At 47.3% G+C, this 26027-nt stretch carries 26 protein-coding genes; 16 read left to right on the plus strand and 10 right to left on the minus strand.

Annotated elements, in window-relative coordinates; genetic code table 11:
• Nucleotides 1–10: 10 nt before the first annotated feature.
• From H6F94_RS15760 to H6F94_RS15775, 4 genes are all read right to left on the minus strand, one after another.
• Nucleotides 11–577 carry a chemotaxis protein CheW gene (locus H6F94_RS15760; protein ID WP_190803184.1) on the minus strand — a complete coding sequence of 189 codons (567 nt, stop codon included), beginning with the start codon at nucleotides 575–577 and terminating at the stop codon, nucleotides 11–13.
• Between the two features lie 22 nt (nucleotides 578–599).
• Nucleotides 600–965, minus strand: coding sequence for a response regulator transcription factor (locus tag H6F94_RS15765; protein WP_190803185.1), 366 nt, complete (start codon nucleotides 963–965; stop codon nucleotides 600–602).
• 26 nt (nucleotides 966–991) lie between these two features.
• On the minus strand, nucleotides 992–2305 hold the full coding sequence (locus H6F94_RS15770) for a response regulator (protein WP_242041212.1): 1314 nt from the start codon (nucleotides 2303–2305) through the stop codon (nucleotides 992–994).
• Between the two features lie 352 nt (nucleotides 2306–2657).
• Nucleotides 2658–4319 carry a helicase HerA domain-containing protein gene (locus tag H6F94_RS15775; RefSeq protein ID WP_190803186.1) on the minus strand — a complete coding sequence of 554 codons (1662 nt, stop codon included), beginning with the start codon at nucleotides 4317–4319 and terminating at the stop codon, nucleotides 2658–2660.
• Between the two features lie 69 nt (nucleotides 4320–4388).
• On the opposite strand from H6F94_RS15775, the gene nadC reads away from it, so the two are divergent.
• On the plus strand, nucleotides 4389–5276 hold the full coding sequence (gene nadC, locus H6F94_RS15780) for a carboxylating nicotinate-nucleotide diphosphorylase (protein ID WP_190803187.1): 888 nt from the start codon (nucleotides 4389–4391) through the stop codon (nucleotides 5274–5276).
• 651 nt (nucleotides 5277–5927) lie between these two features.
• A complete protein-coding gene (locus H6F94_RS15785; RefSeq protein WP_190803188.1) occupies nucleotides 5928–7850 on the plus strand; it encodes a S8 family peptidase in 1923 nt (640 codons plus the stop codon).
• Between the two features lie 69 nt (nucleotides 7851–7919).
• Here the strand turns inward: H6F94_RS15785 and H6F94_RS15790 are convergent, their stop codons facing one another.
• The 3 genes from H6F94_RS15790 to H6F94_RS15800 form a co-directional block, all read right to left on the minus strand.
• Nucleotides 7920–8234, minus strand: a complete 315-nt coding sequence (locus H6F94_RS15790; protein ID WP_190803189.1) for a hypothetical protein — start codon at nucleotides 8232–8234, stop codon at nucleotides 7920–7922.
• A gap of 563 nt (nucleotides 8235–8797) precedes the next feature.
• On the minus strand, nucleotides 8798–9169 hold the full coding sequence (locus H6F94_RS15795) for a hypothetical protein (protein ID WP_190803190.1): 372 nt from the start codon (nucleotides 9167–9169) through the stop codon (nucleotides 8798–8800).
• Nucleotides 9170–10246: 1077 nt separating this feature from the next.
• On the minus strand, nucleotides 10247–10555 hold the full coding sequence (locus H6F94_RS15800) for a TRADD-N-associated membrane domain-containing protein (RefSeq protein WP_190803191.1): 309 nt from the start codon (nucleotides 10553–10555) through the stop codon (nucleotides 10247–10249).
• Between the two features lie 162 nt (nucleotides 10556–10717).
• Between H6F94_RS15800 and H6F94_RS15805 the strand changes: the two genes are divergently transcribed.
• The 3 genes from H6F94_RS15805 (at nucleotide 10718) to H6F94_RS15815 (ending at nucleotide 13725) form a co-directional block, all read left to right on the plus strand.
• Nucleotides 10718–11308, plus strand: a complete 591-nt coding sequence (locus H6F94_RS15805; RefSeq protein WP_190803192.1) for a restriction endonuclease subunit S — start codon at nucleotides 10718–10720, stop codon at nucleotides 11306–11308.
• Between the two features lies 1 nt (nucleotide 11309).
• Complete coding sequence (locus H6F94_RS15810) at nucleotides 11310–12755, plus strand: N-6 DNA methylase (protein WP_190803193.1); 1446 nt, start codon at nucleotides 11310–11312, stop codon at nucleotides 12753–12755.
• A 403-nt stretch (nucleotides 12756–13158) separates the two neighbouring features.
• Entirely contained in the window at nucleotides 13159–13725 is a 567-nt protein-coding gene (locus H6F94_RS15815; RefSeq protein ID WP_190803194.1) for a hypothetical protein, read from the plus strand.
• A gap of 204 nt (nucleotides 13726–13929) precedes the next feature.
• Here H6F94_RS15815 and H6F94_RS15820 read toward each other — a convergent pair whose 3' ends face one another.
• A complete protein-coding gene (locus H6F94_RS15820; protein ID WP_190803195.1) occupies nucleotides 13930–14187 on the minus strand; it encodes a hypothetical protein in 258 nt (85 codons plus the stop codon).
• 549 nt (nucleotides 14188–14736) lie between these two features.
• Between H6F94_RS15820 and H6F94_RS15825 the strand changes: the two genes are divergently transcribed.
• The 5 genes from H6F94_RS15825 to H6F94_RS15845 all read left to right on the plus strand — a co-directional run bounded on the left by H6F94_RS15825 (nucleotide 14737) and on the right by H6F94_RS15845 (nucleotide 18581).
• Complete coding sequence (locus H6F94_RS15825; RefSeq protein ID WP_190803196.1) at nucleotides 14737–15708, plus strand: pentapeptide repeat-containing protein; 972 nt, start codon at nucleotides 14737–14739, stop codon at nucleotides 15706–15708.
• Nucleotides 15709–15843: 135 nt separating this feature from the next.
• Complete coding sequence (locus H6F94_RS15830) at nucleotides 15844–16419, plus strand: hypothetical protein (protein ID WP_190803197.1); 576 nt, start codon at nucleotides 15844–15846, stop codon at nucleotides 16417–16419.
• A 44-nt stretch (nucleotides 16420–16463) separates the two neighbouring features.
• On the plus strand, nucleotides 16464–16793 hold the full coding sequence (locus tag H6F94_RS15835) for a hypothetical protein (RefSeq protein ID WP_190803198.1): 330 nt from the start codon (nucleotides 16464–16466) through the stop codon (nucleotides 16791–16793).
• 143 nt (nucleotides 16794–16936) lie between these two features.
• The gene (locus H6F94_RS15840; protein WP_190803199.1) at nucleotides 16937–17188 is read left to right on the plus strand and encodes a hypothetical protein; all 252 of its coding nucleotides are present in this window, start codon (nucleotides 16937–16939) and stop codon (nucleotides 17186–17188) included.
• Nucleotides 17189–17705: 517 nt separating this feature from the next.
• Nucleotides 17706–18581 carry a phosphotransferase gene (locus tag H6F94_RS15845; RefSeq protein ID WP_190803200.1) on the plus strand — a complete coding sequence of 292 codons (876 nt, stop codon included), beginning with the start codon at nucleotides 17706–17708 and terminating at the stop codon, nucleotides 18579–18581.
• 202 nt (nucleotides 18582–18783) lie between these two features.
• On the opposite strand, the gene H6F94_RS15850 is transcribed toward H6F94_RS15845, so the two are convergent.
• The gene (locus H6F94_RS15850) at nucleotides 18784–19545 is read right to left on the minus strand and encodes a DUF8692 domain-containing protein (protein ID WP_190803201.1); all 762 of its coding nucleotides are present in this window, start codon (nucleotides 19543–19545) and stop codon (nucleotides 18784–18786) included.
• A gap of 716 nt (nucleotides 19546–20261) precedes the next feature.
• Between H6F94_RS15850 and bla the strand changes: the two genes are divergently transcribed.
• Together bla and H6F94_RS15860 are read left to right on the plus strand one after the other, a co-directional pair.
• Nucleotides 20262–21074 (plus strand): class A beta-lactamase, subclass A2, encoded by an 813-nt coding sequence (gene bla, locus H6F94_RS15855; protein ID WP_199320450.1) that lies wholly within the window; start codon nucleotides 20262–20264, stop codon nucleotides 21072–21074.
• Nucleotides 21075–21497: 423 nt separating this feature from the next.
• Nucleotides 21498–22130, plus strand: coding sequence for a glutathione S-transferase family protein (locus H6F94_RS15860; protein WP_190803202.1), 633 nt, complete (start codon nucleotides 21498–21500; stop codon nucleotides 22128–22130).
• 108 nt (nucleotides 22131–22238) lie between these two features.
• Here H6F94_RS15860 and H6F94_RS15865 read toward each other — a convergent pair whose 3' ends face one another.
• The gene (locus H6F94_RS15865; RefSeq protein WP_190803203.1) at nucleotides 22239–23054 is read right to left on the minus strand and encodes an alpha/beta fold hydrolase; all 816 of its coding nucleotides are present in this window, start codon (nucleotides 23052–23054) and stop codon (nucleotides 22239–22241) included.
• Nucleotides 23055–23127: 73 nt separating this feature from the next.
• Between H6F94_RS15865 and H6F94_RS15870 the strand changes: the two genes are divergently transcribed.
• From H6F94_RS15870 to H6F94_RS15885, 4 genes are all read left to right on the plus strand, one after another.
• The gene (locus H6F94_RS15870) at nucleotides 23128–23274 is read left to right on the plus strand and encodes a hypothetical protein (protein WP_190803204.1); all 147 of its coding nucleotides are present in this window, start codon (nucleotides 23128–23130) and stop codon (nucleotides 23272–23274) included.
• Between the two features lie 683 nt (nucleotides 23275–23957).
• A complete protein-coding gene (locus H6F94_RS15875) occupies nucleotides 23958–24932 on the plus strand; it encodes an alpha/beta hydrolase (RefSeq protein ID WP_190803205.1) in 975 nt (324 codons plus the stop codon).
• A 292-nt stretch (nucleotides 24933–25224) separates the two neighbouring features.
• Nucleotides 25225–25425 carry a hypothetical protein gene (locus tag H6F94_RS15880; protein ID WP_190803206.1) on the plus strand — a complete coding sequence of 67 codons (201 nt, stop codon included), beginning with the start codon at nucleotides 25225–25227 and terminating at the stop codon, nucleotides 25423–25425.
• Between the two features lie 18 nt (nucleotides 25426–25443).
• Nucleotides 25444–25881 carry a GNAT family N-acetyltransferase gene (locus tag H6F94_RS15885; protein WP_190803207.1) on the plus strand — a complete coding sequence of 146 codons (438 nt, stop codon included), beginning with the start codon at nucleotides 25444–25446 and terminating at the stop codon, nucleotides 25879–25881.
• Nucleotides 25882–26027 lie beyond the last annotated feature (146 nt).

Below are 26027 nucleotides of genomic sequence, written 5' to 3' on the forward strand. Positions count from 1 at the left end.
CCCATAAAACTTAGCGATGACAAGTCTGCCAGAGAGGAGCCCGAGCGATCGCAACAACATCAAGAACGGCGCTGCCAGATTCAGTCAAGTACCCCTGGATAAAGGGCAAAAGTCTGGATGGGAAAAGAGCAGCAGTAGCAGGCTGAATTTGCCGAATTTCATGCGGCTCAATGTCATTGACTTGCGGCACCACTAAGCCTAGAACTTGGTTGCGGATCTGCACCGTGATCACCATCCGAGTTGCCCAAGCTTCCACAGTGGACAGAGCCTGAGGTAAGCCTAGAAACTGGTCTAAATCGACTAGCCACAGCATCTCCCCTCGCCAGTTGTAAAGGCCCAGGACACAACCGGGCATCTGCGGCACTGGCAAGATTTCTGAGCTAGCGATCTTGAGTACCTGTGTAATCACATCCACAGCGAGCAAGGCGGTATCTTGCCCTAGGCGAAAGCGTAAGAATTTTTGTTCAGATTCTCCAGGATCAGCTGCTACAGACGCTAGAGTTGCGTCCAGATCTGCAGCCCGTTCTAAAGGCGAGGTAGGATTTACAGATAGTGCCTGCTTAACAGAATTCGACATCATTCTTGTCCTAAATGATGACCTAAAGCTTAATCAGTTGTCGGACAACTGTGAGCAGTTGTTGAGGGTCCACCGGTTTAGGCAAATAGGCATCTGCGCCCAACATATTGCCCCAAATTCGGTCAACTTCGGTGCTCTTAGTGGAGCACATCACGACAGGAATTTGGCTGGTCACCGGATTCTTTTTCAGCTCTCGACACAGCTCAAAACCGCTTTGGCCCGGCAGAATTACATCTAGAACAATCAGGTCCGGCTTTTGAAAGCCCAGCTTCGATATGGCCTCCTCACCGCTGCGCACACACACGACTGAAATCCCCAATTGCTTGAGATAACGCGACATCAATTCCGCATCAGTCAAGCTATCTTCCACCAGTAAGACAGTGTTCACAAGATCACCTTTCGGAAACAATAAATTTAGGACAGAGCGGCTTTTTGAGCACTAGTAGGCAGAGGTAAATATTTGCGCAGCAGTGTCAATATCCGTTGGGCTTCAATCGGTTTAGCCAGAAAATCTGATGAACCGACCACCTTAGCTCGGACTCGATCCACAATGCCGTCATTCCCCGTCAAGATAATCACAGGCGTTTTCTTGAAAATAGAAACCCTGCGAATCTGTGCGCAAATCTCATAGCCACTGGCAATGGGCATTACCAGATCCAAAAAGATCAGATTAGGCTTAGTTTCTAGCAGGATAGGTAGGGCCTGTAAGGGATCTTGAATCCCCACAAACTGGTAGCCAGACTGAAGCAAAATCGACTCCATCAAGCGGCAGTCCATCGGGCTGTCATCAACGCAAGCGATCAATAATTGGGGCTGGTCCCCTGTTGGCTGATTGGAAATTGGCTGATTGGGATTTGACTGATTGGGTGCTGACTGATTAGGACCATTAACCTGGGATCGACCTGGTTCTGCAGCCGGGTTAGACTTCGGGCCAGTGTTTGAGCCAACGTCTGAGCCAGCCTTTGGGCCAACCTTTGAATCAGTGCTTGTCTTTGGGGAAGCGAGATCAGGAATAGCCACCAGTCCCATAGTCCCCTTGTGAATGTAGGGCATCAGTGACTGAGTCAACACCAATAGGTCCTTCCTCATCAGAATGGCTAAATCTCGGAGCGTCCGTTTGCCATCCATGATCGCGACAAGCGTCTGGTAGAGACTGGGTGAAACTTGCCTTTGTAATTGCTCAGGCTGCTGAACAATCGGCGCTAAATTTGGCGAACAGTTCTTCAGCCCCGCGCGGCACCAAGCATCCCAAACTTGTTGAGTGGCTTGGAGTGCATGTTCAGTATTAATCAGTGCCAGGGACGACTCTAAGCTGTCCTGCTGGAAACAGGTAAAGGTCAATTGCTCAGCCTGTTCCCGTTGCTTGACATCAAACAATGCCTCGGCCACGGCACCGCGAATCAAAGCAGCCGCTTGCTCTCCTGTAATCATCTGCCGCTTGGCAAGGGTGAGCAGCGCCCGGTAATCCCAGTAGCCTTGGTGGCCATCGGGCGAAAAGCTAAGGGCGGCGTTCAGGTCCAGTTTGGGACAATGCTGCGAGAGCAGCCGATAGCGGGCTCGAACGGGGTGTAAGCCGCCCTTAACCCAAACTAAACGCCCGGAAGACAAATAGAATCGCCATTGCAACCCACTTGCAGCTTGGACATCAAGCCAACCTGAAAACTGAAGCTGCCGAAGCGATTGAAGTTGGCTATCAAGGCCGTCAAGGGCTTGATGAACAGAGGTCATCCTGTAGTCTCTACTTCTGGTAGTGAACCAGCGGTCCCTGGTTTGTGGTCACTGAAGTAGATGCACTGAAATCTGCGCCTTAGCGCTGCACTCTCGTTTGAGAGCCGCCGTTTAGAGTCGCGTTTTGCCCCCAAGGTCAGCCTGGGAGTGACTAGGCCATAAAACCTCGAATGCTTTCCAGATCACATAATCTAGGATTGAGTCCTCGGTGTATACACGGAAAACCAGATTTCACCCTCTCTTGATTCTTCGATAAACCCCGTGTAAATACCGGATGGCTATAATCTTTCTTAAGCTATATCTTCATCTCAAATGGCCTGAGAGCTTGAGAATCTGAGGCTTACAGTCCCCCTCACAGCCCCAAGTCCGCCCGTGCTGCTGCTGCTGCTTGCGCAACCACGTCAAGCGGCAGTTCTTGCCAAGCCGTTTCGCCCACCTCAGCATAGAACTGCTGGTCATAGGCCCGCGTTTGCATCACTACGGGCATCGGCACTGCGTGACCCAGCACCAGCGCTTGCTGTTTGGAGTCCAATTTAGCCAGCACCGCACGCAAATTTTGCCCGCCGGAGACGCCTGTAAAGATCGCCTCAATATCTTTTTCGTCATTGAGCAGGGCAGTAATCCGTGTGCCAATCTGCGACATCACCTCGTTGTCGATTCCAGAAGGACGCTGATCGACAATCAGTAAGGTCACAAAATATTTGCGCATCTCACGGGCAATCGTGCCAAAAATCGTCTGCCTGGCAATCGCTGGGTCTAGAAATTTATGCGCTTCCTCGATGGTGATCACCAGTTGCCGGGGTCGGTCGCTGGGATTTTTGGTCTGCAAAAAGTGCTCTGCCTTGCGCACATAGCTAGCGTGAATGCGGCGGGTGATCACGTTGGTTGCCAGCATGTAGGCCAGCAGATTTGATTGCGAACCAAACTCAATCACCACATGCTTACCCGATTCCAGGGCATCTAAAATCTGCGCCACATAGTTATGAGGGCAGGCGCTACGCATATATTTCAGCCCGTCCAGCCGTGTGAGCTTGCGCTGCAAGGCCATGATTGAAGATTTAGAGCCCATTTTGGTTTCGCAGAACTCTTGAATCTCCTGATTGGACAGGCTCAGCAGCCGGGTAATCCAACTTTTTCCAAACTCATTGCGCAGGATAATTGCGTTCTCTAAACTGGCCTCCGAGAGGTTTAGCTCACTGCTGACCAGCATCAAATCTTCGACTTCGATCTGGTCGTAGCTGATGTAGAGCTCCTGGGCATCACGTACGCCACGCCGTTGGGTGGATTCGGCATCTAGGGTGTAGACCTGAACCTCACTGGGAAACAGTTGCCGCAGACCTTTGACCGTGTGAAAATGCTTGCCCTCCGCTGCCGCTTCCCAGCCGTATTCTGAATGCATATCGAAGATTAGATTCACCGCAGCCCGCTTGCGAATAATGCCGGACAGCAACAGGCGAGTCAAAAACGATTTGCCGGTGCCCGACTTACCAAACACGCCGTTGCTGCGTTCGACAAAGCGGTCGAGATCCAGACAAATCGGCACCGCCATATCGATAGGCTGCCCCACCGAAAAGTTACGGCGGTGCGGATCATCTTCCCAGCCAAACACCACCCGAAAATCGCGTTCTGAAGCGTCGTAAACCTGGCTAAAGTGACTGGGCACCGTTTTGACCGGCAGCAATTCTAAGGTCGGCGAACTGCCATCATCCAGGTTGGAATCGCTGATGAACATCAGCATTGGCGTTAAGCTCACAGTGCCAAAGGTACCGGTTCCCGCCAAAACTTCAGTGAGAAAAGTATTGCTAGGGTCGGGAGGATTCGACAAAATTCGTGCGCTAGCAGTGCCCAGTTTCACATCGGTCAGAATGCAAAAAAAGCGAGTGCGCTGGCCCTGCACCACCAGAAATTTTCCCACTCGCATTTCTTCCACTGAAACATCCGGATGCAACCGGACTTCAATGCCTTCACTCAAAGATCCCTGGATCACCGATCCCAAGGGGCGCAGCATTTCCATGCAATCCAATACCTTTCGGGCACCGTAATCTGCGACTATATTAATCCTCTGAGTTCACATTTGACATTTATGGCGATTTTGCCTCCCCAAATTGTTCTAGATCCGCTTTTACAAACTTGGCTACGCGAAGATATTGGCCGAGGCGACCACACTACCCAAGGCCTATTTCATCGTTCATCGAATGTTGAAACCCCTAGGGGTAGCGCTCAATGGTTAGCAAAAGAAGCAGGCGTGATTGCAGGCTTACCTCTAGCCACTCGCATTTTTCAATTGCTAGATCCTCAAGTTCAATTCACGGCCCTGGTACCGGAAGGCAAAGCTTGCGATTCTGGCACTGTGATTGCGCAAATGCAGGGACCCATGGAGGCCCTGTTGATCGGTGAGCGCACAGCCCTCAACCTGACCATGCGTCTGTCTGGAGTCAGTAGCCTGACGCGGCAGTATGCCGACAAAATTGCTGACTTAGCCACACGCCTGGTGGACACGCGCAAAACTACCCCCGGTTTACGCCTGCTGGAAAAATACGCCACTCAATTGGGCGGCGCGATCAACCACCGCCTGGGCCTGGATGATGCCGTGATGATCAAAGACAATCACATTGCCGCAGCCGGTGGCATTGCTCAGGCCGTGCAACGCATTCGTGCCTACTTGCCGTATCCGCTCACGATTGAAGTAGAAACGGAGTCACTAGAGCAGGTGGCTGAAGCGCTGGCAGCAGGCGTGGAAATCATCATGCTCGACAATATGCCCATCGCCCAAATGCGAGAGGCCGTCGCTTTGATTCGCCAGCAGAATCCTGCGGTCAAAATCGAAGCCTCTGGCAACATTACCCTCACCACCCTGCGCTCTGTCGCTGAAACCGGCGTGGATTATATTTCCACCAGTGCGCCTGTAACTCGGTCTTCCTGGCTAGATATCAGCATGGATCTGCAGGGACCAAGTTATGACTCTATTTAGCGAGTGCTTGCTAACTGGTGCTCGCTAATATCAACAATATCAGCTCATTTTTTAGTCACTACCCGTTTGCCCCCTCCCAACCTCCCCTTGCCAAGGGGAGGAGCTGTAGGTGGTGAGGTTTTGATTGGCGGCTCTCATCGAGAAAATTGGGATAACTGGTGCTAGCTAATTGGCACTCGTTAACGGGTACTAGCGGCTGACTTAAGCTTGCAGGTTCGATTGCATTGCTCATTAAGCCTTCTGCTTTTATCAAGCAGATACAGGATAATGTAGCTTTAACTACCAATTACAGTGCGGTTCGGTGAGCTAAGCGGGTGAGTTCAGAGCTAAAGAACTAGGGTATCTAAGGTAGAGCCTAGTGATGACAAAAAAGCTTAGAACTTCATCCAGTTTTAACTGAGCTTTTACTTCTTCTGCTTGTACAGCCTGGCTCCCAGGCTTTCAGCTTCGCCCCTTCATCTCAAACCATAATCATTGTCTTCAATAAAGTTTCTGTAAAGCTCAAGCTAAGTTTGCTGTTTACCGGTTGAACATGCAAGTATTTACACGGAGTTTGTAAACTTTACAAGGCGCATAGCTTCTTGGGCTGGAAGTGGAACTTGCCCCGTCCATTTCCACCGTTCTCTCTTGCTGTTTATGGTCAGCTGAGTAATGAAAATCTTAAAGCTTCCTTACCCAATTGCAGCCGCAGCCTTAGCAACCACAACAGCTGTCGCTGGCTTCTGCCTTGATGCCAAAGCTGCAACTTTTAACGGTAGTTCTAATTTTGCAGATCTGATTAGCCTGCTCGGTTCAACCAAACAAGGGCCGATGGCACGGGTGGGAACCGACTTAAGCTCCCTCTACGTTCGACACACAAACGGTCTGCCGGTCTTGCCGTCGTCATCGTTGCAACTGTACGGCGATCAAGTAAGAATTAACGCCATTGCCGCTGGCAGCACCCAAACCCTGTTCGCCGATCTAAACAACTTGGGACTGCAAGGGGGTTCGACTTACGGCTCTCTGGTGTCAGGCTTATTGCCCGTTGCATCAATTGATGACCTGGCTCAGCTCAATAGTCTGCAATTTGCCCGTCCTACCTACCGCCCGATCAGCAACGTCGGTTTAGTCACCGGTCAGGCCGATATTGCTGTGCGCGCAGATGTGGCCCGTGAGCGGTTTGGCGTGGATGGCAGCGGGGTTAAGGTTGGCATTTTGTCAGACAGCTTCGACTTTTTGGGTGGCGCGGCAACCGATGTGGCCACGGGTGATCTGCCGCCGGATGTGGAGGTGCTCAAAGAATTGCCACTGGATGACCCCTTTGGCGGCATTGATGAGGGGCGGGCGATGGCACAGCTAATCTACGACCTCGCGCCCGGTGCTGATCTGGCCTTTCATACTGCCTTTCTGGGAGCAGCGGACTTTGCTCAGGGCATTCTCGATTTGGCCGCGGCTGGCTCCGATATTATCGTGGACGATATTGGCTATCTCGAAGAACCGTTCTTTCAAGATGGCGTAATTGCTCAAGCCGTGGACGAAGTTGTGGCTGATGGCGTGGCCTACTTCTCTGCTGCCGGTAACGATGCTCGCAATAGTTATGAGAGTCCTTTTAATGCCAGCGGTCTAGTCGATCCTCTGTTTGGTGAGCTTCACGATTTTGATCCGACAGCAGGCATCGACACGCTGCAAAGTATTACCATCCCCGAGGGCAATAGTATTGTGCTGAGCTTCCAGTGGGATCAACCCTTTGCCTCACTCGGCAGTGAGGGCTCGGCTAGCGATCTGGATATTCTGCTGTTTGATGAGTCTGGCACTAACCTCCTGGCTGGCAGCACAGAGTCTAATATCGGGGCTGATCCGCTAGAAATTTTCGAATTTGAGAACGACGGCTCGTTTGGCAGCGACCAGTTCAACCTGGCGATTACCAATCTGACAGGCCCCAATCCTGGGCTGATGAAGTACATTCTGTTCGGTCTTCGCGGCAGCATCAATGAATTCGATACCGCTAGCGGTACGGTCTTCGGTCATCCCAATGCTGAGGGAGCCGAGGCGGTGGGCGCTGCGCCCTACTTCCTCACGCCAGAATTCGGTGTCAACCCGCCAATCCTCGAACCCTTCTCCTCAGCCGGTTCGGTGCCCATCCTGTTCGACTCGGAAGGCAACCGTTTGGCCCAGCCAGAGATTCGCTTAAAGCCCGAAATTGTGGCTCCCGATGCCGTCAACAACACGTTCTTTCCACCCTTTCCAGGCTCAGATCTTGAAGGTGATGGCTTCCCCAATTTCTTTGGCACTTCGGCGGCAGCTCCCAACGCGGCGGCGGTGGCAGCCCTGGTGCTAGAGGCCAATCCAGACCTCAGCCCACAGGAACTCTACAGAATTCTGGAGCGAACAGCCATTGATATGGATGACCCCAGCACGCCAGGTTTCGACCGAGGCTTTGACTTTGCCAGTGGCTTTGGTTTGATTCAAGCGGATCGGGCGGTTGCGGCGGCAACTTCTGTGCCGGAACCCACGACAAGCTTTGGTCTGCTGGCATTGGCCTTGGGGGCGGGTTCAGCGCTGAAGCGTAAGGGCAAGGTCGCACCTAGCCGATAGGTTAGCCCAGTAGTCCAGTGATCAGCAGTCAAGTGATATGTGATAGCGGTGGCTCCTCTTTTCGGGTCTCTATTTCTGGGGGTTCTGGATTGCCCGCAATAGGCTAGGGGAAAGGCTATAGAGCGGAATGATGGAGCCACGGCCTTCGGGGTAAACCATCACTTTGCTCACCAGGTTGCGGGCTTCGAGGCTTAGGAGCAAGGGGCTCAGGGCATGGGGTTCTAGGTCGCTGTCGCGGCTGAGCAGGCCGAGGGTGACTCGCGATTGGGCACCGCTGGGTTCGATGTAGTTGGCGATCACCAGCAAAATCAGTTTGAGCTGAGCGGGCAGCTTGAGACGACGGACTATGTAATCCCACAGAGCAAGGCGGAGGCTAGGGCTCATGATTGGTAGGAAGGGTGAGAAAAATTACGTAGAGAAGTGAGATTAGATCTCGTTGAGAACGATCTAAAAGACTGGGGGATAGAAAAGATGATCTCGAAGACTATCTTTTCTATGTTTGAGAAGCAAAAATGCCTAGAGAAGTGAGATTAGATCTCGTTGAGAACGATCTAAAAGACTGGGGGATAGAAAAGATGGTCTCGAGGACTATCTTTTCTTGTTTGAGAAGCAAAAATGCCTAGAGAAGTGAGATTAGATCGTTTTTCGGAAGAAAAATTACGTAGAAAAGTGAGATTCAATCTCGTTGAGAACGATCTAATCTCACTTCGCACCGAAAATTTTCGTAGACGACTCCATCTTTTCTATGATCGAAACGATCTTTTCTATCCTGGGAAGAAAAATTACGTAGAGCGATTCATCTTTTGTAAGTCTGGAACGATCTAATCTCGGTTGGCCTCGAAAATTTTCGTAGACGGCTCTATCTTTTTCATGATTGGCAGCAGATTTTCCATCATTGGCACGAAAAATTACTGAGCCGAGTGAGAAAAATTTTAGGGTCAGCAAGATCATTGCGCTAACACTCCCTGCGTTGCTTCTTGCTGAGTGAGTTGGCGGTGTCGCTGTCGCCAGAGTTGTCGCCAGTAGTCGAGCACGTCTTCGCCGTACTGGAAGCGTTGCACTTCGGCTTTGATTACCCAACCGATCCATTCGAGCAGGCGCAGGTCGTTGCAACTCTGGATGGTGCGGGCGCAGGCTTCAACCCAAGCGGCGAATTTGCGATAGCTGATGAACTGGCCGCCCTGGTCGGCACGATGGACGAACAACACATGGGTCCAGTGTTCGATGCGGCAGATGCGGGATTTGGGGATGCCGAGAAAGCGGGCGACCTGGAGCAAAGAGATACAAAGCTGCGGCTGCAACACCTGGGTAAGGTGCATGGCAAGAACTCCAAAATTTGAGGGCATGGGAGCCTTTGACCCTATTCAGGGTCGAGAAAGGCAGGTGCTAAACTGCCCCCTAGCCGCCGGGTTGTAGATATCAACCCGACGGTTAGTTCCCCAGAGTTTGCATAAGACCCTGGGGGACGCCTAGGGAACCAGTTGCCTGTGAGGAAAGTAACAGGGACTGGATTCCGGAGTCAAGGGGTCAACCCAAAAAAGATTTGTTGTATCGTAACTAACCAGGCGGAGTAAGCACCGAAACCCAGGTTCAGCCTAGTTTCACTCAACTGAATTTTTTCCTACCCAGTCAGAAAAACGACAGCTATGCTGGATGGAAATCTCAGCTCAGGGTGAAACCTGGAGCGAGATTCAGTTTATCAAGTGATTAAGAGCAACGTTCCCCGGAGCCTTTCACTTGAGAGAACAGCAGGGAATTTCTGTGCCTATTGATGTCTACGCTGTTCATGTTTTTGGAGGATGGATAATCAGAGACGAGATGTAGTGGCAGAGCTGCTGAACACCAATATCCTTGGTACGGTATGAGTAGGAAGCGAATCGCATTTTAGGCTTGATCGAGCAGCTTTCCTGATCGTGGCACATCTTCAGAAAACATCAGTTTCTCGACATAGCAGAGATTTTGGTAATTAGCCCGTGAAGAGAGGTGCTTTCCCTAAAGAAAAGGCTGAACTTCCTAGTCACTACGGGCAAATGTTAAGATACAGATAGTTTGGTAAACCTAATCGCCAAAATCAGAGATTAGCTTAGAAAAGTCATACAAAATCGGGGAAAGGGTATTAGTTAGGCCGAAGATCACCCTAATAATGGGGTTGGGCAAATTCCCATCTCAGCATGGAGAGTTCCTTAAACTTATTTATTTAAGACTTTAGTGACAGTTGCGCAACGGGTAAAGTCATCAATAAATATTATCTTGCAGTTATTTATCCCCATCAATTATTTATTAATTTGGCCTTCTAGAAAGCAATTCAAGATAGCTCCTCAAGGAGATGATGGGTAACCGAACGATTTCTGGAATGTCTGCGTGCCAATCGCGTTACTCAATCTTGTCTTCATCGTCTAACTCCTGGGTAGGCGATCGAGGCGATCATTTGCCTCGCGATACAGCTGCGCACACCGACCTCCTGCTGCCGTCGAGGCCAATCCTCCAACAGCTGCATAAGCCCCTTGAGAGATGCGACCCGTAAGTAGGAAAGCAACACAAAGGAGTGCAAGAACAGAACTTGCTCCTGCAAAAGCGATAAACAAGTTGAACGCCAGCTTGGCTTGTCGGATACGTTCTTGGCAGATTCGATCTTCTTGAGGCCCCTGTTGGTGATTATTCGACAACTGCGAAAGCTCCAGATTTGTAAAGAATGTTACAGACATCAGACATACCCTTAATCAAGCAAGAGCTTCTGCCCTCAATCCTCCTTTTGGGTTTCGAGTTTTTTGCCGTATGCCACCCTACGGCATTTCAAGCATGGTATGGTTGTAGCATTCTGATTTGCAGTAGTCAAGATTACGGCATTTTTCCGGGGCGCACAATTTATGGTTCAAGCAGGATATCTTTTCAAAGATTTAGGGGAAAGTCTTACTCAAGGCTTATCAGTGAGCCGTTATCGAGATAATGGAGGAGAATCGGAGTTCATCGTCAATGTAAAAGATTTAGAGAAGCTGCACATTGAGCATGACCTAGAGCAAATCAAGCTAAACAACACCGCAAGTATTCAACGATATCGGCTGCGTAAGAACGACGTTGTCATTGCAATTAGAGGGTCATTGCTTAAATCTTCAGTCGTGACAGAAGCTTCAGAAGGAAGTATCGCAGGTCAAAATGTTGCGATTTTTCGACCAAAAGATTTGAAGCAGGTTAACCCGGGATATATTGCAGTGTTAATGCGTTCGAAGTGGATGGAGAAGTTATTATATACACCGCAAAAACGCTCTAGCACAACTTTGCCCTCGATTAGAGTCTCTGAATTGCGTGAGCTTAAGATTCCATTGCCTGAAATAAACACTCAGAATCAAATCGTTCAACTATTTTTACTATTTGAATCTTATAGGGAATTAACTCTAGACGCATTAGCAGCTCGCCAGGAGTTAACTGAGATGTCTCTTTTTCAATTATTGGATAAGTAGAATGCTAAACCGAGAAAAAATTGAGTCTGCACTTAAAAACGTCATTAATTTATTGCGTGAGGATACGTACTTGTCAGGCAACTATAGTAGTTATATTCTGCCGCTTTTATTTTTTAAGTGGTTGTCGACTTTGCACACCAAAGACAGTTTAAAGAATCAGAAGCTTAGTGAAAACCTTACTCTTCCCAGAGAAGCTAATTGGATATACATAAGGGATTCAGTTCAGAAGGTTGGCAAAGAACTGACCAGCATTTTTTCTTCCATTGAAAAATCGAACCCAACGCTTCAGGGAATTTTCATCAATCCTATTATTAATCAATGGGAACGAGCCAGTGACCATACGCTAAAAAGCGTGATCAGAGAACTTTCTATGTTTGATTTTGATCAGAATAGCCTGAACCAACCAGAGTTGCTAGGACAAATATACGAGGATTTGATTGTAAACTCCGGATTGTATGAGATGAAGTCGAATGTAAATTTCTTTACTCCATATGGCTTAAGAAAGCTAATAATTGACTTAATTGAACCTCAAGCGGAGATGCACATTTATGATCCAGCCTGTGGCTCTGGAGGGATGTTAATTGAAGCGGCCCGTTACTTTAAAAAGAAAGGCGAAGATCCTCAAGAAATTTCTCTTTGGGGACAGGAGGAAGATTATGAATTACGATCAATAGCATCTATGAACTTATTTATACACGGTTTTATTCATTCTAAAATTTTATCAGGAAGTCTTACCAGAAACTTTCCAATAAAGGAGAAAGGAGAACCACAAAAATTTGATGTAGTTATCACCAATCCTCCTTTTGGAGTTAAAAATTGGGATAACTATGAATCCAAGCATAATTCTTCCCCTCGTTTTCAATATGGTGATCCACCAAAAAGTTCAGCAGACTATGTGTTTATTCAGCATGCACTAGCTCTGCTTACTGACAGGGGGAGAGCCGCAATGATAGTGCCACATGGAGTACTATTCCGTGGAGGAATTGAAGGAGAAATTCGTGAAAGTATAATCAATGATGACTTGGTTGAAGCCGTTATTGGTCTTCCTCAGAAATTATTTTATACTACAAAAATCGCTACAGCCATTATTATTTTTAATAGACAAAAATCAGAGGACAGAAAAGGAAGGATTTTGTTTCTTGATGCCAGCCATGAGTACGAGTCAAATCGCAAGCAGAATTTTTTAACTGATGAAATTATTTCTAGGATCGTCTCTACCTATTCTGATTTCCGAGAAGAGGCTGGTTATTCCCGGATTGCATCACATGAGGGGATTTCTAAGTATGGCTATACCCTAGCCATTAACCGTTATGTAGAGCCCAAAGAAGTGAAAAGCGAATTAGATATTGATTCGCAGGTTAAAAAAATGCAGGAATTAGAAGCTGAGAGATGTGAGATCGAAGCCCAGATGAATACTTATTTAAAAGCACTTGGGATAAAAATCTGAGGAAAATCAAAGTTCAGTTTTTGCTACTTTTGAATTAGGAAATTTAATATCAGCTTTTGTCTAAACTACTATCGTTGAATAGTATTGTTTAACCAGCATACTACACAGGAATGCTCTACCTAATAGAGCCGCTTCAAAATAGAGGCAGGTCAGCAAAGTAGAGGCGCTGCAAATTAACCAGGGTATACCATAGGCAGTGTAGAAGCGAATGGGGTTTCGTTGCCTTTGGTCCTACGTCCTAAGTAGCCAGTTTATTTCGAAACAGCCCTAATATGTAGTAAGTTCTAAGAAGGGTACACTTCGGTAACGGATGTGTAGTTACCCTGACTTAAGCTTTGGTAGATGTGCCTCTACAAAAAGGCTAAAATGATGGTGATTCTGCAAAGCCTAGACTAAGTTGAGCATGGAAAACATTTTTCAATATCTAGCAGAAATTCTTGAAGCAGTAGGTGATAATCCAACAGCATTAGCAGCCCTGATGTTTGTTTTGCTCGCTGTTTTAGCATCTCTTCTATTTAAAGGTTCGCAAGGTTTAAGTGGGCTTTTGGCATTCATCGCACTCCTAGCTTTTGCATTTTTTTTAGTGATCACATTTAACAAAGCTTCAGCTCCAACTTCTCAAAATCAAATCGCGACTAATCCTTTACGAGTAGGATTATATAGAGCTAACAATAATTACCTGGAGATATTGCAGAGAGGGGAAAGAATCTGTATGAGAGTTACTTCTCGAAATGGTTCAACTGTTGCTTCTGTTCATGTAGATCCTCAAGATCCTGATTCATATGGAGCTACAAATTACGAAGACTCTACTTTAAAGCAAAAGAGCCCTACCACGATATCGTTTGTTGGTTTTATTTTTACTGAAGATAATGAACTGGGATTTTCTCAAGAGGTTGACGATGTCGAGCAAGAATGCCTTGATTCTACCAGACGGTTTTTTCTTTATACACCACCGGATGAAGGCAGGTAGAAGCAAAAATTTTTAGTTGGCACAGACTAACAACTCAAAGGCAACGAACTGCCGGAAGCCACTGGTGTGGTGGCAGTCAACCTCTGCCACCGTTGCCTTTTTTCATTAGATAGCATGGTTACCCGTAAGACAATAGCCTTAATACTATTTGCAGAGAATCGTCTACAGTAGAGTTATCAATCAAACAATCAAAGTACACGCGTCTCAACCAGGAAATCTCCTTGTTTTCTTAGGTCGTTCACGAGGTATCTCTTCAAAGGCTGAGAACCTAACATCAGGATCTGAGAACTCAACTACGTATACACCGATATCGTTTCTGAGGGCTACTTCAAGCCTCTCCACTTGCTCCTGAAGCCCCTTGAGCAGATCTGGATTCTTCAGCTCTTCGTCTGTCAGTTGTTTTAATTCAGCGACTAATCTTCTACGAAGACTGTATAGCTTACGACTTGCATAACTGCTCAAAAATATAGCGTTTCTAGAATCCCACTCTATCAACTGAGTACGTAATTCCTCCAAGTTTGAGTTATCAATAGAACCATATTGTATTTCTTTGAGAAAATACTCGTCAAATAGTATAAACTTGGATAAGTTTCTAGTCGTTTAGAAAGCAACTGATCAGCGTATGTCTTCTTAATTTCTGAACGCAGTTTTTCTAATTCAGTTCTTGTAAGCCTTAAGCTAGTTAGGAAGGAGATGATTACTGATAGTGCTACTCCACCAAGAGAAATCAGAGCAATAACAATTTCTTTAGACATAAATTTCTCAGCAAAGATATAAGTTAGTTTATTTCAGCATCTAGAACTCATCAAGTCTGAGATTCTGAAAAGACATAAGTGGAGCGGCATAAAACCGTATTGCAGCGAACAGTATCAAGTCTTTTAAGTTCAATTTTTAAGTTCAAGGTAACTTGCTGTTCTATGAACACAAATTTAGCTCCGGTCTTTCAGCAAGACACAGTGATGAAGTTACTGGTAGGCTATGATTGCAAGTAAATAATCAGACAATTAAGCGATGCAAGAGTGGACAAAAGTACAATTCGCTGTTTTTTTCTCTGCATTGATCACTTTGGTGGTCATTCTAGTTTTTGCAGAACCGATCGCAACTTGGCTGACAAATTGGGCATTCATCAAAATTCTTGATGCCGTCAGTAAGTTAGGTGTTCTCATTGCAGTCATTGCTTTTCTATTGGAAATTCCTAATCGCCAAGAGAGAATTCAATCGGAGCGCAAACGGACACAGTTTGAATACTGGCAGGTCATTGATGCCGCTGCCACTGCTGGAACCTCCACGAGCAATGCCCGCAAGATTGCACTAGAGAATCTGGCAAATGAAAAAGTTTCATTGCGGAATATTGATGCTCCAAAGGCAGAGCTGCGACGAATCAATTTGGTAGGAGCAGATTTGGTAGGAGCCAATCTGAGGGCAGCAGATTTAACAGGTGCTATCTTAGACCGAGCTGATTTATCAAAGGCTTCTCTTTATCGAGCGCGATTATACGGTGCTAGCTTGCTGAATGCGAAATTAGAGGGCACAGATTTTCGAGAAGTCCTATATGACGACAAGACTCAGTTCCCAGAAGGTTTTAGAGCAGAGAAATCAGGTGCTTATCTAATCGCCCCTCATACATCTCTTATAGGAATTCAGTTACCTAAAGCTATCCTATGGGACGTTAATCTTGAGAGCGCAAATCTACAAGGGGCGAACTTCTCCGGCTCAGGATTTCAGGGTGCTCTGTTGCAGAACGCTAATTTTCAAGCAGCGAACTTACAAGGAGCAAGATTTAGGAATGCAAACTTGGAAGGAACAAATTTAAAAGATGCAAATATCCAGAAGGCAAATTTTGGGGAAGCAAAGGGGCTGACGGTTGAACAAATTAAAGCAGCCCAAAATTGGAAGGAAGCAACTTATAGCCCAGAGTTGTATGTTGAGTTAGGACTCAGCAGTAATGAAGGTTCAACAATTAAATGTACTGGACAAAGTTAAGCTGTCGTTGAGTTGCAAAGTTATCTGCACTCAACAAGCTGTGCCGTTAGATCTACAACCCGTCATATCCTTCCTCAGCTATCTTTTTACTGAAGAGCCAGCAGCGTATACTCTCCCCACAGCCCCGAAGTACGTATGCCCGAAAACGCAAAGAACCAACTTCTACAGCTGCTCAAGAATCTTGGCTGCGTTGAGGATTGCGCTGATTTTCAACTGATATCCAAATCTCCTGGTCCCCACCGTTCTACAGTAACAGTGAAATTCCCCGATGGTCGTACAGTTCAGGGAACCGGTGAAGCGCCGCGTAGAACTGATGCCGATATCGCAGCAACACAAGTTGCCCTTAATAAATTGCGCGACGACTATAAAGATCTCGTAATAGATTGGGGCGAGATATACGTTCAGGCACAGGCAGGAGATGCACTAATTAAGCTAGGGGTATATCTTTCAGCAGAGATAAAAAGTGTCGGTGATAAATCGAAACGATTACAGACCCTAGAGTCTGATCTTCATCTTGCAAAAGTATTTGACCAGTGGAAAGCCCAGGGTGATAAAGACCTAGCTGTCTGGGGAACTAACTTAGGCGAAAAGCGAAAAGCTACGCTAGTTGAAGCTTTGCTCTGGAAACGTTTCGGGAAGCAAGTTATTACTACCGATGCACCTGTGCAACTGCAATCTCTATTGAGAACCTTGCTACAGAATGAAGGGTGAAGCGGAATCTAGACAGCTTTCGTGCCAAGTGAGTTGAGCTTGAGATGAGTGAGAAACAAGTTGTAGAAGCAGATTTAAACTTCGATCCGTTCAACTGTTGCGGCAATGAAGCTCTGTATCCCTTCAAATGCTCACAGTGCGGTTGGCCTATGGTCTTTTGTTATGAATGCGATACCCTGTACAACAACCTGCACGATTTATCCCAGAATGATCAGGAGATAAATCACTTCAAGCCCGATCACCCCGGCTTCTCCTGCCCAAAATGCAACTATAAATTCGAATACTATTTCATGCAGAACCCGCTTTATTGGGTATCAATTAAAGATTGGGTTGATGCTGGATTTGAGCATCTATTGCGCAAAAATAGCACTTAGAATAGGGCACAGCAGCATGAAGGAAGCCTCTGATGTGGAGTTTAGGATCACACTTAATGAATGGTGAAGGCCAGCAACAACCAGAACCTTGTGGTTGCTACACCACGCCAAGCAATCATTTGACCAGTAACAGAGAATTGGGAATGGATAGCAGGTTTGCTGAAGTCTCCATCCTCACCTGCCAAAACTGTGGACAGCACTGGCTCAGGTATTTCTATGAAATCGAGGCCTTCACTGCTTCGGGGCAGTGGTATCTCGGTACTATCACGCCTGAGCAGTCCTCTAGGCTAACTGCCAACCAGGCAAAAGACACCCTGGAAAGACTCGACTGGTATTACTACGGCGGCAGTTATTACCACGGGCAAAGCGGCAGGACATCGGGGGCAATCTTTTGAACGTCTGAGCCAAGACTGATGTCGAACTCTCACAAATAGATCTCGAACTTGCTTCACGCTCAATGCAACTTAAGCATTACCGAAATTCAGATAATTCATGGGAGGATCCGTAGGCTATTCGCTATCAGCAGCAATGCCAGACTCAAACTGGAATCCAATAAGACAGCTCATCAGGCAGAGGGACAAAAAAGTCTTTGCTCCTCTGCTTATTGCTGCTGAGCAAGTGCTCTCAACCGCATTAGGTCGCCAAATTCGAATCAACGAAGTTGAACGCTTGACCCAAAGGGGAAGACGGAATTTGTTACTGCGCTGCCTCACCGATCCAGCACCTAATCTACCCTCAAGTTTCATTCTCAAAAAGATCGAGACCAAGGTCTATAACCCTGAAGACACTGCCTCTTGGGAGACCATGCGTTTCTTTAAAGATTGGGTTGGGGCTCAATTCTTAAGCACTATTTCAAGAAGATCTAACCACAGCCCTCATTGCTACGGAGGCGATCGGAAACTAGGTTTCTCTATGCTTGAAGACTTGGGAACACATTCCAGCCTAGTCGAGCCACTACTAGCCAAGGACAGCAATCAGGCTGAAAAAACATTACTCAAATATGCTACCCGTCTAGGCCAAATGCACAGCGATACCATTGGCAGAGCAGCAGAATTCGAGGCGCTTTTTCACTCGATTAGCCCAACTGCGCAGATGTCTAGCCTGCATATGACCAGCCAAGCGGCAAGACTACCCATTCAAGCAGCAAATGGGCTCAATCAATGTCTTCAAAACCTTCAAGCTAGGCTCGAAAGCCTGGGGATTCAAGCTGAGAGCGGTTTAGCCCAAGAGCTAGCATCTATTGTGGATGCCATTACTAACCCCGGTCCATTTCTGGCTTACGTCCATGCCGATCCTTGCCCAGACAATGAGTTCGACACAGGTGAAGAATTACGATTGATAGACTTTGAGTTTGGTCATTTTGGCCATGCCTTGATTGATGCAGCTTACCCAAGAATGATCTTTCCCACCTGCTGGTGTGCTGGTCGTCTGCCCCACAGCATCATCTCCCAAATGGAAACCCTGTATCGGACCGAACTGAGTCGAGGATGTCCAGAAGCCCAAGACGACAGCCTTTTTGAAACGGCACTGGTCAAAATTTGTGGTTTCTGTCTCTTAAGTACCTTGATTCGACATCTGGAAGATGCCCTGAAGAGAGATCGAAATTGGGGTATTGCAACTGTGCGCCAGCGTGTCATAGCTAGGCTAGAAGCATTTATAGACACCTCAGAACAATTTGCCCAACTGCCTAGACTAAGAGGTATGTCTAGTAACCTATTGGAGTTATTGCGTCAAAGATGGCCTAACACCCCCCAGCTGCCTCTCTATCCGGCATTCAGAGACAGATAATTCAATCAGTGAGATAGCTCAACTAGTAATACGTCGGCAATTTCGGGCTGTTGAGTTGGAGAGGTAAACTCTGCCCGGGTGATAGGCTGTTAAGAGACTTACAACCCCTGTATCAATGACACCTATTATGCTTCACCTCACCTTAACTATGTATGACATACTACTAAATTTGACACAAAGCATACTCCACAAGATCCTGATATTAATCAATATGTTCAGCGGTAGAAGATTCTCCGCCACACTTCCCTGCCAGCTCTTTTGCGACTGGTGAGGGTGAATTGCCAATACCAATATTAATTCTGTCTAAAAAAGAACTCATGTACGAGAGTATTGCGTAGACAAAGATGGTAGCACCTATCATTTCTAAAAGCTCCTCAATGGTTGCAATAATCTCTGCAATGAAGATTGGTTGATTATAGATATTTGAGAAGTAGCGTCCCCCCACTAGTTCAATACCAATCGCACCTAAAGTAAAGAGACTACCAGACAAAAAGAACAACCGTTGAGTTTTTAGAGGGAGACGCCGAAAAAATTTTATGTAAGCTAGAACAAAAATTGGTAGGATCACTGAATTCAAAATATCCCAGGGACCACTTTCCCAAAGCTGTAATCCTTTGTCTAAATTCCTATTAACAGATTCATGGATCTCGATTAGCTCATCGAAGGACAGATAAAGAAAAATTACTGATAAAGCCCGCCAATGATTGGTGAACGAATCCCTGCTTTTCTGCTTGGCTAGAGCAACTAGAAAGAGCAAGATTGAACACAGAAAAAGAATGAAAGCTGAGTATAGGGTAGGTATATTACTCTCATAATTCACATTGAATAGCCCCACCAAACCGAAGAAATTTTCTTTGCCGAGGAAATATCTAACTGCTTGGCCGACAATACTGAGCAAGGCAAGACTAAATGCTCCCAGGGCAAGAATTTGAGCAATTCGTTTTGGTTGAATTACAACATTCATAGTGTAAAAAGCGGACAACTGATTGGACTCCAGCAGATTGAGAAGCAGAAGATTCAGCTAGCCCTCTCAGGAGCCAACTGAAAAGTTAGATGCTTTCTCTTCAAACAGCCCGCCAGTTCATATCCCGGTAATCTTTCATTAATTTTTTGTTAATTTTCTTAATTCAAATTTAATCTTAAATTAACCACGTCTGCCTATGACATCCCAAGGGTGCCAGGCTGTTTACAGGATGAGCACCATCCCAGAGCCTTCTAGGAAGTAAGCATTGGTCAAACAAGTTCGCTGCACCAGAACGTATTGTTGATAATTCGCAGCATACAGAGCGTAACCTGGTGTACCCGCTGAGGTTTTAATGCCCAATAGAAAGTCGCACAGAATAGCTATTGATGTGGATGTAAAAGAACTCGTGTTGAATACTGGCTAGGAGGGCTAAGCTACTCAAGTTATTAGAGAGACAGTAAGTTGTATCCAAGCCATTTGCTAACATTATTTTAGGGTAGTGCCTTTAGAATAAATTTAGAAGGCTATCACTGTAAATAACAGCTCAACTTGTGATAAAAGAAGCATGGCTCTGTGTTTTTTTCATATCCTTTCTAGCCGTCGGTTGCACAAGCTCCAAATTCAGCAGCATTGCGGCCAGCACCAGCCCAACAGATGTACCAGAAGAGGTCACAACGCCTACTAATCATGCCCCGAATCATGCATCGAGCAGTGAATTGTACGGGCGGATTGAACAAATTTCTCAGGCGGCTCAAGGGCAGGTTGGAGTTGCAGCCACAGTCCTGGAAACCGGAGAATCAATTACTCTCAATGCAACGCAGCGCTTTCCCATGCAAAGCGTTTATAAGTTTCCCATTGGCATGGCTGTGCTGGCTCAAGTCGACCAAGGCAGGCTACAGCTAGAGCAAAGGGTCCGAGTTGAGAAAAGTGATTTCGTCTCAGAGCGTCAGCACAGCCCGATTCGGGACGAGAATCCCCAAGGCGTGGAACTCAGTCTGGCTGAACTGCTGAGGTACATGGTGTCTGAAAGCGACGGCACAGCTTGCGACGTGCTGCTGCGACTGGTTGGCGGACCAACAGTTGTCACCGAATATTTACGGGATTTGGGTGTCAATGGCATCGTTGTGGCTGACACCGAAAAGGAGATAGGGCAAGACCAAGCAGTGCAATATCGCAACTGGGCAACGCCCGAAGCAATGGTTGTTTTGTTGCGTGCCTTGCAGGAGGGTCAAGGGCTTTCAGACTCTAGCCAAGCGTTGTTGCTGCGATTGATGACTGAGACCCCTACAGGACTCCGACGCATCAAAGGACTGCTGCCTGCTGGAACAGTTGTCGCTCATAAGACAGGCAGTTCCCGCACTGTGAACGGGGTGACAGCAGCAACCAATGATGCGGGACTGGTCACGCTACCAAATGGACAGCATTTAGCTATAGCGGTTTTTGTTTCAGATTCTAGAGCTGACTATGCCGTACGCGAAGAAGTCATAGCAAGGGTAGCGCGGGCAGCATGGGACGAATGGGGCCAATAGGATTATCTTCGATGGGCCAGAGGTGGAGTTTCATCCTTTCACTTTTTTAAAGCTCCAGTGCTGTAACTACCAGCAAATTTTGTTTGTAGTTCCATAGAAAATCAGACTGTTTTTCAAGGCTTTGCCACGAAAAATCTCCTCAGCTATTTGCTTTGGCCTTTCACTTTGGTCATTGACGTTGGAGTGATACCGCTACTGGCGGCACAGCCTTGGGAAACAACGCTCAACTTTGAAGGTCATAGGGCGAAGCATTGAGGCAAGAGTTCTTGAGACACTGCCAAGACCACTTTCAAGAACAGCTGTTTGAGTGTTTGGCCCTTAGTTTCCAATTGGCCAGTTCTATCCCCACGCCGCTGAAGTGACTGCAGTTTTCGATGGGTTACTCTTGTTACTGTTGATTTTTCGATTGAGAATCTACCAAGAATGGCAAAGCTCACTGTTCATGGCACTCCCATCAGTACTTATGTCCGTACTGTGCGGTTGCTGCTTGAGGAAGCAGGCGCAGATTACGACATTAAAGACGTTGGTATCTTCAATGGCGATAACGAGTCAGCGGAGTATCTAGCCAAGAATCCCTTTGGTAAGGTACCGACACTCGAAGTTGATGGGCAACTGATCTATGAGACAGCTGCCATTACCGATTATCTGGATACTGTCCTAGTCGGAAACAAGTTCAGCCCGTCCGACCCGCTGACGCGAGCGCGGATGCGCCAGATCATGGCTATTGTCGACAGCTATCTCTATTCCCAGGCAATCACAACCATTGTGGTTCAGCGTCTCATTGTGCCCAGTCAGGGCGGCAAAACCGATGGGGAACGGGTGAACAATGCCGTTTCACCTGCCAAAAAAGCAGTAGAAGCGATTGAGGCGCTAACGGTTGGCAGTCCCTATCTGCTTGGCGGCGAAGTGAGCATCGCTGACTTCTACCTCATCCCCATCTTCATCTACCTGTCAAAGACTCCAGAGTTCGATGCAATTACAGCTCAGACTCCTAAACTCCGGGCTTGGTGGGATCAAGCGGCTCAGCATCCCAATGTGAAAAAAGTGTCCGCTTAACTCCATAGCTCGCCTCAAAACTGTTTGCCGCTGAAGCTCAGCGTTACGCTTGCTGCCATTGAGGTTTAGGTGGCCAAAAGCTGAGCGGTGGCGGCAACTAATCTTGAGTTACTTGGAGGAAAGACGCCTCTGCTTCTCCAGATAACTGAGCATCGCTTGCGCCACAGCCTCCGCTGATTCAACCACAAAGGCGTGGCCACCCTGAAGCATGACTAGCTCTGCACCTGGAATGCCTTGGCTAAGTTGCTGCGAGAATTTGATTGGAGTCACCAGATCTTCCTGACCAACCAGAACCAGGGTAGGGCAGCGAATATCCATGAGGCGATTGCTGGTATCACTGGTCAGGATGGCTCGGCTTTGGTGATAGAGCCCATGAGACGTGGGTGGAAAGGGTTGCTTCTCAATCAAGTCAATCAGTTGATCGATTGCGCCGGGTGTTGAGTAGAATTTCTCGGTAAATAGCCAAGGCAATAGAACCTTCTGATAAAGTGTTCCTTCTAATTTCTGGGTCAAGTCTCCAAACAATTCGATTAGGGCATTGAATTTGCCATCTCCCCAAGCCCAGGCTGAGAGCAGGAGCAAACTTTGGATTTTTTCTGGCTGAGACAAAGCCAATTCTTGAGCAATTTGTCCACCCATCGAGTGCCCTGCAACATGCACTCTAGCAACACCTAAGTGAGCCAACAGGGCAGCAGCATCAGCCGCCATTTGCTGAATGCTATAGGGACCGTCAGGGGCAGAACTCTGTCCTACACCTCGGTTATCAAAGCGCAGGACCTGATACTCCTCAAGCAGTGAGGGCATCATCGCCGCCCAAGTCGAACTGTCACTGGCAAAGCCTGCAATCAGCAATAACAGCTCGTTTTGGCTGGAGCCCTGAAGCTTGTAGTACACATCAATGCCATTAACTCGGATGATTGGCACCTTCAGATCTCCTCAAAGCCTTACTCTCACTCTCCTATAGATCACCCTGAAGGGCACGGGCAATACTGCAAGTATGGGAAAGGATCCGGCTCATGGCATTGAACATCTCCAGGTGAATGGCACTGGCATCCAAGCTGGTTGGGGTAGCAGAGGTCCAGTGACGAAGATGACGAACCTGCATCTCGCGCTTGAGCTGATTGAGCCATTGCCGATGCGATAAAACCTCGTTGGCAATGGTAAGGGGAACCTTAGACTGCTAGGTTATTTGTAGGGGCATAGTGAGAGATTATTGGTGAGTTGCGGTGGTCAGGTAAGCGTTAGTTCTCAGTTAGAGCGCGGCTGGGGGTATTTGACACGGGTGTAACTACAAAACGATCTACACTTAGCCTTTTCTCTAAAAGAACAACAGAGATCCTGTGTTTGTAGCGATCATCACAGCTAGCCTATTACGTTCAGCTTGACTGCACATAAGCTAATAAAAGTGTCGCTGGTCAAGATATTGGAGAACGACTCCTCTAAATACCAATCCCCTAAACGAGAGTGACAAATCAGAACCCCACCACCTACGACACCCTCCCTGCCAAGGAGCTTGGGAGGGAGGGTGTCGCGATTAAAAGTGAGTTGATATAGTATCTTGATCGAAGACAAGCTGCTATGAACTTAATGGTGCAGTCAAGGGGATATCCGTTGGACAGGATTGCTAAATAACCCACCTTCAGACTAAATTGTGCTAACGTTTGTTTGAATTATTGAAGCAGAAGCAGGAAGCGGGTATGAAAATTTTGGTTAGTCTGCAACCATGAATTTATTGCACTCAATTCCTTTACTCAACTTGAGTATGCATTTGCAAACTAAGTATTCGCCGAAGCAACCATAAGCGATTGAACATAGCGAGCAAATCGCATGAAAGAAGACATCCTTGCCAAAATGACCGAGGACACCCGCGTCCTTGTCCAACAGATGCAAGCTCATGCAGCACCACCGCCACCGGATGCTGATCCCATTCAGCTAGCACGCAACGGTTATCGACAGGTCATTCCGCTTGCTGGGCCTATCGAAGACGTAGCAGCTGTTGAGGACTACCAAGTTGATTCAGTTATACCGACTGTTCCCCTGCGATTGTATAGGCCGCAATCTCAAGGGGGCAACACCTCACCACTGCCAGCGCTCGTCTATCTTCACGGGGGTGGCTTCGTCAGTGGTGGCTTTGATACCCACGACCGCCCACTTCGGGCACTTGCTAATGCCAGTGGTTATGTAATTGCGGCAGTGGAGTACCGACTCGCACCAGAGTCCCCCTTTCCAGCTGCGCCAGAAGACTGTTTTGCAGCACTTCAATGGGTAATTCAAAAGGCTGAAAAACTTAGTATTGATGCCTCCAAAATTGCAATCGGTGGTGACAGCGCTGGAGGGCTACTGGCTACCGTTGTCTGTCTGATGAGTCGAGACCGGAAAGTGAGCCGACCAATTGCTCAAGTTCTTATCTACCCTAATACCGACTTGGCAAGTGATACTCCTTCATGGCATGAATTAGATTTTCTGCACCCCAATCGCTCACGCGAAAATTTTGTAGGCCAGATGGCAATGTACGTCACCGACCCTGAAGAGCGTGAACAACCCTATGCATCTCCTTTGCGTGCCCCCGATGTTTCAGGGCTTCCACCTGCCTTAATGATTACAGCAGAACTTGATCCTCAGCGTGACGAGGGCGAAGCTTATGCTCAACGGTTGCGAGATGCTGGCTGTCTGGTTACACACACTCGTTATCCTGGTGTTTTGCATGGCTTCTTTCAAATGGGTGGAGCCATTGCGTCTGGAAGAGTTGCGATTGCTGAGGTTGCAGCTTATCTACGCCTTCGCTTTAATCTAGCCAGTTGAAGTGGTACTGAGATTACTTGTAGAAAGTCTGGAATTGAGTGGCGTCTATCTGTAGACGATCGCAGAGTAACGCAGTCTGATCAACTTGCCAAACTGCTTGCGTTAGTGGAAGTTGGAGTTGAGATGCTATGCCAAATTTGACTGAGGAACATCAGAAATTATAAACTTTGGCAGGTACATGAATTGGTCAAGATACAGTATCCTACACCTTTGTACACCCAATGGTGGAACTGCAGCTACAACCTACACAGATGAACTCGTAATGGGCAGTTTATTCGTGGCTGGCAATGACATGCAAGAGCAAGATGGAAAAGTAAATTATCGCGCTTATCAAGTCTTTGGTCGCAGTGAAGACAGACAAGCCTATACATTTCATCTTTTCGATTCATTTGGTGCAAATCCTGCCTCGCCAGCGCACGGTTCATGGAAAGACAATGTGTTGAATCTAGAGCAAGATAGCTACACGGCCAGTTATCTGCTGCCACTTAGCTAAACCGCTAGGCCCTAGGTCATGAGAATTAAAGAGGTTGAGTACGATAGCGACGAATGGGCGGCTGCCCGCCGTATTCGATACTCGCTCTTCTATGAGCCCGTAGGTCTACCAGAATCAGTGCTCGACGATTCAATTGAAAGGGTTGCTTTTCGAATAGTTCTAGTTGACGGCTCAGTGGTGGGCGGGTGCGGTCGATTGTCGATTAATGATGAGTCTGAAGGGATTATCAGCCAGATGGCAGTGCTTCCCAAGTATCAGGGAACTGGCGCTGGACGTACGATAATGCTCGCGCTTCTCGATAAAGCAAAGTCCTTGGGAATTAGCTCCTTGCGTCTGAGCGGACGACTGACTGCGAGAGGGTTTTACGAGAAGTTTGGGTTCGTGGCGATAGGAGCCTCTTTTCCCTCGAAGACTACTGGAGTGGAGCACATTGAAATGATTTTGCGAAGGGCATAGCCAGCCCTCACAACGGACATCGCGCGGCAAGGGCCAATTATGCCGCAGGTTTCTAGTGGGGGCAGCCTTCAGAAGCTATGTGTTTATGATGGCTTTCGGTTTAGAACAACTGAAGAATTAATGAGTTCAATGACCTGGTCAAGAGA

This window comes from Leptolyngbya sp. FACHB-261 (assembly GCF_014696065.1).
Taxonomy (GTDB): domain Bacteria; phylum Cyanobacteriota; class Cyanobacteriia; order FACHB-261; family FACHB-261; genus FACHB-261.